The sequence below is a fragment of the Actinomadura rugatobispora genome, assembly GCF_055379765.1.
In genome coordinates, this window is record NZ_AP029191.1 from 685,587 (window position 1) to 696,819 (window position 11,233).

An 11,233-nucleotide genomic window follows, 5' to 3' on the forward strand; every position below is an offset into this window, starting at 1 on the left:
GAAGGTTCGGGGAGTTTCGATGACGCCGCTCGGCCCGGACGCCGCCGATCTGGAGACCTGCCTGCGCGTGCTGGCGAGCCTCCCGGCGCAGGGCTCGGCCGAGGCCGCCGATCCGCGCTGGCAGAGCGTGTGGCAGGCCGTCGAGCGGGCGCACCGCGACGTCAAGAAGGCCCGCAAGACCGCGCGGCGCACCGAGCGCCGCGACCACGACCGGGCCGCCACCGAGGCCACCGCCCGCTTCCGCGACCAGGACCCGGCCCCGGCGGCCGCGTCCCTCGCCGCGCCCGCCCAGGCCGCCCCGGCCCCGTCCGCGCACGTGCTCGGCGGCGCGCGGCACTGCTACGTGTGCAAGGCGGCCTACCGCGAGCTGCACCCCGAGTACCACATGCTCTGCCCGGAGTGCGCCGAGCAGAACCTGGCCCGCCGGTTCGCCCGCTGCGACCTGCGCGGGCGCCGCGCCGTCGTCACCGGCGGCCGGGTGAAGATCGGGTTCCAGGTGGCGCTGAAGCTGCTGCGCGACGGGGCCGAGGTGCTGGTCACCACCCGTTTCCCGCGCGACGCCGCCCGCCGGTTCGCCGAGGTGCCCGACGCGGCCGACTGGCTCGACCGGCTCCAGGTGCACGGCGTCGACCTGCTCGACCTGCCCGGGGTGGCCGGGCTGCTGCGCACGGCGCACGAGCGGTTCGACCACCTCGACATCCTGATCAACAACGCGGCCCAGACGATCCGGCGGCCCGCCGCCTACCACCGCGAGGTCCGCGCCGCCGAGGCCGGGCGGCTCACCGGCCTCGCCGCCCGGGTGACCGTCACCGGGGACGCCGCCGGAGCCCTCGCCGAGGGGGCGCCGCGCGAGCTGGAGCCCGCGGGCGGCACGGCTCCCGCGATCCCGGCGCCGGCGGCCCTGCCCGCGCTGCCCTCGCTCGCCGGTCCGGAACCCGCCGCGCTGGAGGCGCTGTTCCCCGCGGGCCGCACCGACGAGACGGGCCAGCCGCTCGACCTGCGCGACCGCAACAGCTGGACGCTGCGGCTGCACGAGGTCGACCCCGGCGAGTGGCTGGAGGTGCAGATGGTGAACGCGTTCGCGCCGTTCCTGCTGACCTCGCGGCTGCGCGGGCTGCTGGAGTCCTCCCCGTGGCCGGACCGCTACGTGGTCCAGGTCTCGGCCATGGAGGGCAGCTTCTCCCGCAAGGACAAGACCGTCCGGCACCCGCACACCAACATGGCCAAGGCGTCGCTCAACATGATGACCCGCACGGCCGCCGCCGACTTCGCGGCCTCCGGCATCCACATGACCAGCGTGGACACCGGGTGGATCACCGACGAGCGCCCGCATCCGTCCAAGCAGGCGCAGCGCGCGGCGGGTTTCCGCCCGCCGCTGGACGTCATCGACGGGGCGGCCCGCGTGTACGACCCGGTGGTGCGCGGTGTCGGCGGCGAGCGGCTGTCCGGGCTTTTCCTGAAGGACTACCGACCGGTGGAGTGGTGATGGCTGAACCGACGCCCGTACGCTGCCCGGCGATCGAGCACCCCGACGTGCCGGCCGCCGACCCGACCGGGCTCGACCCGCTGCTCGACCGGCTGGCCGCGCCGGACGGGGTCGAGGACGACGAGACCTTCCCGCTCGGCACGCTGCGCGCGGACGGGCGGGTCGACCTGTGCAAGCAGGGGCTGGGCGCGGCGGGCGCGGCCCGGCTGCTGCCCGCCGCCGCGCGGTCCCCGCACGCCGTGCACGTGCTGCTGGGAACCAACGCCATCGGCGACGAGGGGGCGCGGACGGTGGCCGCCGCGCTGCGTCCCGGGCACGGCCTGGAGACCCTCTACCTGGGCTGCAACCGGATCCGGCCGGAGGGCGCCGCGGCGCTGGCCGAGAGCCTGGCCGAGGACGAGACCGTCCGGGCCCTGTGGCTCAAGCGCAACCCGGTGGGCGACGAGGGCGCGCGGGCGCTGGCGGGGATGCTGCGCCGCAACCACACCGTCCGGACCCTCGACCTGGTCAACACCGGCCTGCGCGCCGACGGCCTGCGCGCGCTGCTGGACGCCCTGCTCGACCGCCCGCAGCCGCTCGAACGGCTCTTCCTCGGCGGCAACGGGCTGAGCATGGCCGAGGCCGGGCTGCTGGCGGCGCTGGTCCGCGACGCGGGCGTCCGGGAGCTGTACCTGTCGGCCAACCATCTGGGCGACGAGGGCGCGGCCGTCCTGGCGGGCGCGGCGGCGGAGGCGGGCGGCGCGTCCCGTCCGGTGCGGCTCGGGCTGGGCGGCAACGGCATCGGGCCGGAGGGCGCCCGCGCGCTGGCGGAGTCGCTGGAGGCGATCGAGTCGCTCGACCTGGCCCGGCCGCCGTCGGAGCGGGCGCTGGGCGCGCCGCCCAACACGACCGGCGACGAGGGCGCGGCCGTGCTCGCCGCCGCGCTGCCCGGCAGCCCGCTGCGCCGCCTCGACCTGCGCCGCACCGGCATCACCGGGCGCGGCGCCAAGACGCTGCTGGCGTGCGTGCCCGAGGAGACCCGGCTGGAGTACGTGGGCCTGGGCCCGGGGGTGCCCCGGCGGGTGAAGCGGGCCATGGCGCCGCGGCTGCGCCCGGACCAGGGCACGCACGCGGACATGCGGGCGATCGGCAGCGTCTACCGTTGACCGCCGCCGCCGTGCCTGCGCGGATCTCCCGGCACGCCGCGCAGGACTTGGCGGGCTGGTGGAAGGCCCGGCGGTACGCGGTGCCCCGCTGGATGATCGAGCGCGCCACCGAGCGGCGCCTGGCCGGCGACTGGGCGGGCGCGTGCGCGGCGGCGCGGATCACGGTGGAGCTCGACCCGGCGGAGATCTCCCGCGAGCACGGGGCCGAGGTCGCCGGGGCGGTCCTGGACGACCTGCGGCACCTGGTGCCCGACCTGCTGCGCTGGCACCTGCCCCGGGCCGGGCAGGGCCGCCACACGATCTCCACGCGGACGGCGGTCGTGCTGGCCGAGTACGGCGGCTCCGAACGGAACGTGCTCAAACTGTACGTGGCGACGCCGACCCTGGACGAGGGGCCGCAGCGGCTTCGGCTGCGGTTCGGCCGCGCGATCGGCAACGATGACGACGAGCGCTTCGGGCTGGCCCCGGTCCGCTGGGTCCGGCTGCGGCACCTCTGGGACGCCCGGCGCACGCGCGAACTGCTGGAGCGCTGCGGTGGCGACCGTCACCGGGCGCCGTTCTTCCGTCCCGACGGCACGCCGGTCGCGGGGCCGGGTCCGGGCGGTGACGGCGGCCCGGCGGAGTTGGCCGAGCGGGTCGCGCTGCTGCAGGACCGGGGCGAGGTCGAGGCCGCGTTCGACGCCGCCGGCATCGATCTGGACCTGGCGGACCGCGGCGTCCTGGAGCTGCGCCGGGTGGAGCCCAGGCGGGTGCTGGCCGAGCTGCCGCTGGCGCTGACCCGGTTCGCGCCGGAGATGCGGGTGCTGGGCGGCGACCGGTACGAGATCGTGTGGCGGTGGCAGACCCCGGTCCTGATCGAGGCCGGTGACCGCCCGCGGGTGCGGGTGGCGGGGTTCAACGAGGCCGGCGGCGCGGAGCGGCTGCCCGCCGCCGTCTGGCGCCGGCTTCCCGATCTCGACCTGCTGCGCGCCGGGCGGATCACTCCCGAGGACCTGCACCCGCTCGTACGCTCCGCCCTGTTCCCCGCACGCCCCGAACCCGACCGCCCCGTCGGCCCGCCCGAGCCGAGCCTCCCTGGCCCGGTGCGCGTCCGCTGCCGCGGCGAATGGCACCGGGTCCAGCTGCGCGACGGCCGGCTGCACACCCCGCACACCGACCATGAGCATCAGCGTGAAGCGGCGGTGCACTCCCTGGGCGGGGCGACGGCGGGATGCTTCGCGGTCCTGGACGCTTGGACAGGACGGGGCGGACGGCTTCCCCGCCGCATGCGCGCGCAGCGCGAGGAACTCTTCCTGCGCGCCCAGCACGGCGACACCCCGGGCGTGCTGGCCCTGCTTGACGCGGGCGTGGAGCCGAACGCCCGCGACGGCCGCGGGCGCACCCTCCTGCACATGCTCCACGCGCTCGACCACGAGGAGCTGCTGCCGCGCCTGCTGCGGGCCGGGCTCGACATCGACGCGCGCGACGAGCGGAACCGCACCCCGCTGCACCTCGCCATCGGCGGCCACGGGTCGCAGGAGCTGATCCGCGCGCTGCTCGACGCGGGCGCGCGGATCGACGCGGCCGACGACAGGGGGTCCAGGCCCGTCAACATGATCTCCGCGAACCGGCGCCCGCGCATGCGCTGGCTCGCGAGGCTGCTCGCACAGCGCGGCCTCGACCCGGGTACGGACTGGCTGAAGGCAGGCGAATGATCGATCACCGAGCCCACCTGGCCGACTTCCAGCGGGTCCGCCGCTACGCGGTGCCGCGCTGGATGATCGAGCGCGCCACCGAGCGCCGGCTGGCCGGCGACTGGCGCGGCGCGTGCGCGGCCGCCCTGGTCAGGGTCGGGTTCGACCTGGACGGCGTCGCCCGCGAGCACGGCGCCGAGGTCGCCGGGGCGGTCCTGGACGACCTGCGGCACCTGGCGCCCGACCTGCTGCGCTGGCACCTGCCCCGGCTCGGCCACGGGCGCAGCACGCTCGCCACCCATCTGACGGTCGTGCTGGCGGACTACGGCGACGACCGGTCGCTGCACGTCGCCACCCCCACGATGGCGGACGGCCCGCAGCATCTCAGGCTGTGCTTCGGCCAGGCCGACGAGGGGGACGAGGACCACTACCGCGGGAGCGTGCAGAGCTGGACCGCGGCCCGGCACCTGTGGGACGCGCGCCGGACGGGCGAGCTCCTCCAGCGCTGCGGCGGCGATGACCGCGCGCCGTTCTTCCGCCCCGACGGCACGCCGCTCGCCGCGGACGAGCTGGCGGGCCCCGGCCCCGCGGGGCTGGCCGAGCGGGTGATCATGCTGCAGGAGAGCGGCGAGATCGAGGCCGCGTTCGACGCCGCGGGCCTGGACCTCGATCTGAAGGCGCCGGAGCTGCCGAGCTACTACCGGGCACGGACGCCGCGCGAGATCCTGGCGGCGCTGCCCATGGCGCTGCACCGCCTCACCGCGGAGCTTCGCCTGTCAGGCGCCTTCGCGCCTGAGTCCGGCTCCGGGAAGCCGTACCGCATCCTGAACAGCTGGCCGACCAATGTGCTGGTGGTGCCCAGGGACCGCCCCTGGGTGCGGGTCGAGAAGGCCGGGTCCTACGGGCCGCCGGTGATGCCGGAGGCGCTCTGGCGCCGGCTTCCCGATCTCGACCTGCTGCGCGCCGGGCGGATCATCCCCGAGGACCTGCACCCGCTCGTACGCTCCGCCCTGTTCCCCGGACGCCCCGACCCCGACCGCCCCGTCGGCCCGCTCGGACCGAGCGTCCCTGGCCCGGTGCGCGTCCGCTGCCGCGGCGAATGGCACGAGGTCCACCTGCGCGACGGCGGCCTCCGCATCCCCCACACCGCCGAAGAGCGGCAACGCGAGTCCGCGATGCTCGCGCTGGGCGGTGCGTCGGCGGGTTGCTTCGCGGTCGCGCACGCCTGGGCCGGGCAGGGCGGGCGGCTCCCCCGCCACCTGCGCGCGCAACGGCGAGAACTCTTCGTGCGGGCGCAGCACGGCGACACCCCGGGCGTGCTGGCCCTGCTGGACGCGGGCGTCGACCCCCGCGCCCGCGACGGCCGCAAACGCACGCTCCTGCACATGCTCCACATGCTCGACCACGAGGAGTTGCTGCCGCGGCTCCTGGAAGCGGGCCTCGACCTGGAGGTCAAGGACCAGAACAACCGCACGCCGCTGCACATGGCCGTCGGCGACCACGGCTCGGAGGCGCTGGTGCGCGCGCTGGTCGACGCCGGCGCCCGGATCGACGTGGTCGACGATCTGGAATGGGCGCTGTCGGACCTCATCCAGCGGATCGGCCGCACCGACCTGGGCTGGCTCACCGAGCGGCTGAAGGCGGAGTGCCCCGATCTCGGCGGCCGCTGGTGGGACGAAGAGACCGAATGACCGGACATCTGGGACAGGAACGTGCGGACTGGCGGCGGATCCGCCGCCACGCGGTGCCGCGCTGGATGATCGAGCGCGCCACCGAGCGCCGCCTGGCCGGCGACTGGCGCGGCGCGTGCGCCGCGGCCGGCGTCGACGTCGCCTTGGACGTGGCGGACGTGGCCCGCCGCCACAGCCCGCTCCTGGCCGCCGCGCTGGCCGAGGATCTGCCCCATCTCGTCCCCGACCTGCTGCGCTGGCATCTCCCCCGGGCGCTGCACGGCCGGACCACCCTGGCGACCCACCGGGCGGTCGTGCTGGCCGACTACGACCAAGCCCTGCAGGGTGAGGAGGTCCTCAACGTCTGCTGCGGCTGCCCGAGCCACCGCCTCTACGTCCTGACGCCCACCCTGGTGGACGGCCCGCAGCGGCTCCGGCTCGCCTTCGGGACGCCGCCGGAGGCGCAGATCTCCCGCGAGGTCCAGCGGACCGACTGGTCGCGGCTGCGCCACCTCTGGGACGCCCGGCACACCGCCGGTCTCCTGGAGCACGCCGGCGGCGTCGACCGCGTCCCGTTCTTCCACGCCGACGGCACACCGCTCACCGCGAGCGAGCTTCCGCGCGCCGACCCCGGTCAAGACGACCCCGTTCGGCACACCGAATGGGTCACCCTGCTCCAGGACGAAGGGCGGGTCGAGGCGGCCTACGCCGCCGCGGGCTTCGACTTCGACCGGGCCACGGAGCAGGCCGGCGTCCAGGGCGATCCGGCGGACATCCTGGGGCGTCTCCCGACGGCGCCGCTCAGGCTCCGCGCGGAGCTCAGCGGCCATCGCGGCCGCCGATTCATCGACTTCCGGATGCCCCTGCCGGGAAGGTATTCCCGCTGCGTGCGCGCGCGGGCGACACCGGAGGCCGACGGGCGCATGCGGCTCGGGATGAAGATCGGGGTGGTGAAGAAGCCGTACGAGCATGCCACCGAGCTGCCCGAGGCGAGCTGGCGGCGGCTGCCCGATCTGGATCTGCTGAGGGCGGGCCTGATCGGTCCTGACGAACTGCACCCGCTGGTGCGGTCGGCGCTGTTCCCCGCCCGTCCCGCCCCTGCCGGGCCGGTGGGGCCGCCTGTCCCCGAAGGGCCCCGGCCCGTGCGGGTGCGCTGCGGCGGCCAGTGGCACGAGGTGCGCGGGCGCGACGGGGTCCTGAGGGGCCCGCACGGTGACGAGGAGTACGCCCGGGAGCGGGCCGTCCGCGCGCTGGGCGGCGATGTCGCGGGCTGCTTCGCCGTCCAGCGGGCGTGGGGCGAGCGCGACGGGCGCCTGCCCAAGGCCCTGCGCGCCCAGCGCGAGGCGCTGTTCCTGTGCGTCCAGCACGGCGACGCCCCGGGCGTGCTGAACCTCCTGGACGCGGGCGTCGATCCGCACGCCCGCGACGGCCGGGGCCGCACGCTCCTCCACCACCTCCACAAGGTCGACGACCACACCGAGCTGCTGCCCCGGCTGCTGGCGGCCGGGCTCGACCTGGAGGCGCGCGACCACCAGGACCGCACCCCGCTGCACAGCGCGGTCGGCGAGCACGGCTCGGAGGACCTCGTCCGGGCCCTGCTCGACGAAGGGGCGAGGATCGACACCCTCGACGCCCTCGAGAAGTCGCTGCGGAGCCTGATCCGGCGCCGCAACGTCATGCGCGGTCCCGGCCGGGCCGAGCTGCTGTTCCTGGCGGAGCGGATCCGCCAGGAATGCCCCGGCGGGCTCGGCGAGATGGTCATGTACGACAGCCAGGGGCGCATGTACTAGCCGGGCGCACCCACGGCAGAGTGAGAGAGGACGACCGTTGGACCCCCTTTCCCCCGACCCGCTGGCCGCGGCGGACGCGCTGAACGCGCGGGCGCGCGCGTCGCGGACCGAGCCGTCGGAGAACCCGCAGCTGGAGGCGCTCGCGCTGGCGGTGACGGCGAACCTGCCGGTGCTGCTGTGGGGCGAGCCGGGCATCGGCAAGTCGGCGGGCATGGAGCAGCTGGCCGCCGGACTGGACGTCCCGCTGGAGACGGTCATCGCCAGCGTGCACGAGCCGTCCGACTTCGCCGGGCTGCCGATCATCGGGGACGACCCGGCCACGACCGGGGTGCCGATGGCGCCGCCGGACTGGGCGGTGCGGCTCGCCGCCGCCGGCCGCGGGCTGGTGTTCTTCGACGAGCTGTCGTCGGCGCCGCCGGCCGTGCAGGCGGCGCTGCTGCGGGTGGTGCTGGAGCGCCGGGTCGGCAGCCTGTCCCTGCCCGAGCCGATCCGGGTGGTCGCGGCGGCCAACCCGCCCTCCAGCGCCGCCGACGGCTGGCATCTGAGCCCGCCGCTGGCCAACCGGTTCGTGCACCTGCACTGGACGCACGACCCGCGCACGGTCGCCCGCGGCATGGCCGGCACCTGGCCGTCGGTGACGATCCCGATGGTCGATCCCGGGAAGGCGTCCGGCGCGGTGGCGCGGGCGCGGGGCGCCGTGTCCGGCTTCCTCACCGCGCGGCCCGGCCTGGCGCACCACCTGCCCGCCGACGCCGAGGGCCGGGGCGGCGCCTGGCCGTCGCCGCGCACGTGGGAGATGGCGCTGCGGCTGCTGGCCGTCGGGTACGCGACGGGCGCGAGCCGGGAGGGCCTGTCGGCGGCGGTGGTCGGGGCCATCGGCGACGGCGCCGGGATCGAGCTGCTGTCGTACCTGGAGGAGCTGGACCTGCCCGACCCCGACCGGGTGCTGGCCAACCCGGAGGCGTTCGCGCTGCCCAAGCGCGGCGACCGGCAGCTCGCCTTCCTCACGGCCGTGGTCTCGGCCGTCCAGGGGAACATCAGCCGGCGCCGGTGGGAGGCCGGCTGGGTCGTGCTGGCCAAGGCGGTCGACGCGGGCATCCCGGACGTGGCCGCGCGCGCCGCCGTCGACCTGGCCGCGCTGCGCGACACCGACTGGCCGGTGCCGAGCGGGATCGACGGGTTCATCGACATCCTGCGGCTGTCCGGGGCCATGCCGGGCGGAGGCTGACATGGCGGACGAAGCGCCGGAACGGGCGGCCGAACGGGCCGCCGAGCGCGCCGCCGGACGGCTCGACCGCGACAAGCTGCTGGCCGCCCGCTACCGGGCCGCGACCGACCGCCCCTACCTGGCCTCGGCGCTGTACTCGCTGTCGGTGGTGCCGACGGACGGGGTGCCGACGATGGGCGTGGACCGGCACTGGCGCTGCTACGTCTCGCCGTCGTTCGTCGACGACACGCCCGTGCCCGAGCTGGCCGGGGTGTGGGTCCACGAGGTGGCGCACCTGCTGCGCGACCACCACGGGCGCGCCGGGCGGCTGCCGCCCGCCGACCAGCGCGACCGGGGCAGGGTCAACATCGCCCAGGACTGCGAGATCAACGACGACCTGCTGTCCGACGGGCTGCCGCTGCCCGAGGGACGCATGGAGCCCCGCACGTTCGGGCTGCCGGAGGGCAAGGTGTTCGAGGAGTACCTGCCCGGCATCCCCGCGCAGGACGCCCATCCCGACTGCGGCTCGGGCGCGCACGGCGTCCCCGCTCCGTGGGAGCTGGACGGCCCGGGCCTGCCGAAGGTCAGCGGGGTCGAGGCGGACGCCCTCCGCCGGGCCACGGCCGAGGCGATCCGCGCCCACCAGCGCAGCCGCGGCACGGTCCCGGGGGGCTGGCGGCGCTGGGCGGAGGAGATCCTGGAGCCGGTCGTCGACTGGCGGCGGATGCTGGCGGGCGCGGTGCGGGAGGCGGTCGCCTGGGCCGGCGGCGCCGTCGACTACACCTACCAGCGGCCGTCGCGGCGCACCGCGGCGATGCGCGGCGTGGTGCTGCCGACGCTGCGCCGCCCGCTGCCGCGCGTGGCGATCGTCGTGGACACCTCGGGGTCGATGGGCGAGGACGCCCTGGCCGCGGCGATGGCGGAGGTGACCGGCGTGCTGCGCGAGGTCGGCGTGCGCGGCAACCGGGTGAGCGTGCTGGCCTGCGACGCCGACGTGCACGCGGTGTCCCGGGTGACCTCCGCCGAGCAGGTCGAGCTGGGCGGCGGCGGGGGCACCGACATGCGCGTCGGCATCGAGCGGGCGCTGGCCTCGCGGGACCGGCCGAACGTGGTCATCGTGCTGACCGACGGCTACACCCTGTGGCCGGAGGAGCCCACCACCTGCCGCCTCATCGCGGCCCTGGTCGGCGAGGACGCCCCGGTCCCGCCCAGGTGGGCGGAGACCGTCCGCATCACCGAGACGGCGCGGTAGTACCCGCGGTAGTACTCTCCGTCGATGAGCAGCAGCCCGCACGACCCTCCCACCCCGATCACCGCGCCCGCCCCGCCCCGGCTGGAGGAGGTCGGCGACGGCGTCTTCGCCTACCTCCAGCCGGACGGCACCTGGTGGATCAACAACACCGGGTTCCTGGTGGGCTCGCGCGGGGTGGTCAGCGTCGACTCGTGCTCCACCGAGCGGCGCACCCGCGCGTACCTGGAGGCGATCCGCTCGGTCACCGGCCGGCCGGTGCGGACGCTGGTGAACACCCACCACCACGGCGACCACACCTTCGGGAACCACCTGTTCGCGGGCGCCACCGTCGTCGGCCACGAGGAGACCCGCGCGGGGGCGCTGGACTGGGGCGCGCCGTTCTCCGAGCCGGTCTGGACGCATGTCGACTGGGGCGAGTTCGCGCTGGAGCCGCCGTTCCTCACCTACACCGACGGCGTCACGCTGTGGGTGGACGACCTGCGCTGCGAGGTTCGGCACGTCGGCTCCCCCGCGCACACCACCAACGACTCGATCGTCTGGATCCCCGACCGGAACGTGCTGTTCTGCGGCGACCTGCTGTTCAACGGGGGCACCCCGTTCCTGCTGCAGGGCTCGGTGGCCGGGGCGATCGAGGTGCTGGAGCAGGTCATCGCCCCGCTCGGCGCCGGGACGATCGTGCCGGGGCACGGGCCGGTGGCCGGTCCGGAGCTGATCGGCACGGTGCTGGGCTACCTGCGGTTCGTCCAGGCGACGGCGAAGGCGGGCAAGGAGGCCGGGCTGGAGCCGCTGGAGGCCGCGCGAGAGACCGATCTGGGCCCGTACGCCGAGCTGTCCGACCGCGAGCGGATCGTCGGGAACCTGCACCGCGCCTACGCCGAGCTGGACGGCGAGCCGCGCGGCGCCGAGATCGACGTGGTCACCGCGCTCGCGGACATGATCACCTACAACGGCGGCAAGCCGCTGACCTGCCGCGCCTAGCGGCCCCGGCCCGCCGCGCCTCGCTCCGGGCG

The 11,233-nt window shown here is 76.1% G+C and carries 8 protein-coding genes; all 8 read left to right on the plus strand.

The genetic code is table 11. The features are described from left to right. Positions 1-19 precede the first annotated feature (19 nt). Genes ACZ466_RS02755 through ACZ466_RS02790 form a run of 8 tightly spaced genes read left to right on the plus strand, consistent with a single transcriptional unit; the run spans position 20 to position 11,201 of the window. Positions 20-1,486 carry an SDR family NAD(P)-dependent oxidoreductase gene (locus ACZ466_RS02755; RefSeq protein ID WP_378287466.1) on the plus strand — a complete coding sequence of 489 codons (1,467 nt, stop codon included), beginning with the start codon at positions 20-22 and terminating at the stop codon, positions 1,484-1,486. Further along, positions 1,486-2,631: a leucine-rich repeat domain-containing protein gene (locus tag ACZ466_RS02760; protein ID WP_378287465.1), complete on the plus strand. Its 1,146-nt coding sequence runs from the start codon at positions 1,486-1,488 to the stop codon at positions 2,629-2,631. The genes ACZ466_RS02755 and ACZ466_RS02760 overlap by 1 nt, the downstream gene beginning before the upstream one ends. Further along, positions 2,628-4,325 (plus strand): ankyrin repeat domain-containing protein, encoded by a 1,698-nt coding sequence (locus tag ACZ466_RS02765; protein ID WP_378287464.1) that lies wholly within the window; start codon positions 2,628-2,630, stop codon positions 4,323-4,325. The genes ACZ466_RS02760 and ACZ466_RS02765 overlap by 4 nt, the downstream gene beginning before the upstream one ends. After that, complete coding sequence (locus ACZ466_RS02770) at positions 4,322-5,995, plus strand: ankyrin repeat domain-containing protein (protein WP_378287463.1); 1,674 nt, start codon at positions 4,322-4,324, stop codon at positions 5,993-5,995. The genes ACZ466_RS02765 and ACZ466_RS02770 overlap by 4 nt, the downstream gene beginning before the upstream one ends. After that, a complete protein-coding gene (locus ACZ466_RS02775; protein ID WP_378287462.1) occupies positions 5,992-7,764 on the plus strand; it encodes an ankyrin repeat domain-containing protein in 1,773 nt (590 codons plus the stop codon). The genes ACZ466_RS02770 and ACZ466_RS02775 overlap by 4 nt, the downstream gene beginning before the upstream one ends. Before the next feature lie 37 nt (positions 7,765-7,801). Next, positions 7,802-8,992 carry an AAA family ATPase gene (locus ACZ466_RS02780; RefSeq protein WP_378287461.1) on the plus strand — a complete coding sequence of 397 codons (1,191 nt, stop codon included), beginning with the start codon at positions 7,802-7,804 and terminating at the stop codon, positions 8,990-8,992. 1 nt (position 8,993) lies between these two features. Further along, positions 8,994-10,223 carry a vWA domain-containing protein gene (locus ACZ466_RS02785; RefSeq protein ID WP_378287460.1) on the plus strand — a complete coding sequence of 410 codons (1,230 nt, stop codon included), beginning with the start codon at positions 8,994-8,996 and terminating at the stop codon, positions 10,221-10,223. 24 nt (positions 10,224-10,247) lie between these two features. Then, positions 10,248-11,201 carry an MBL fold metallo-hydrolase gene (locus ACZ466_RS02790; protein ID WP_378287459.1) on the plus strand — a complete coding sequence of 318 codons (954 nt, stop codon included), beginning with the start codon at positions 10,248-10,250 and terminating at the stop codon, positions 11,199-11,201. The last annotated feature ends 32 nt before the right edge of the window (positions 11,202-11,233 follow it).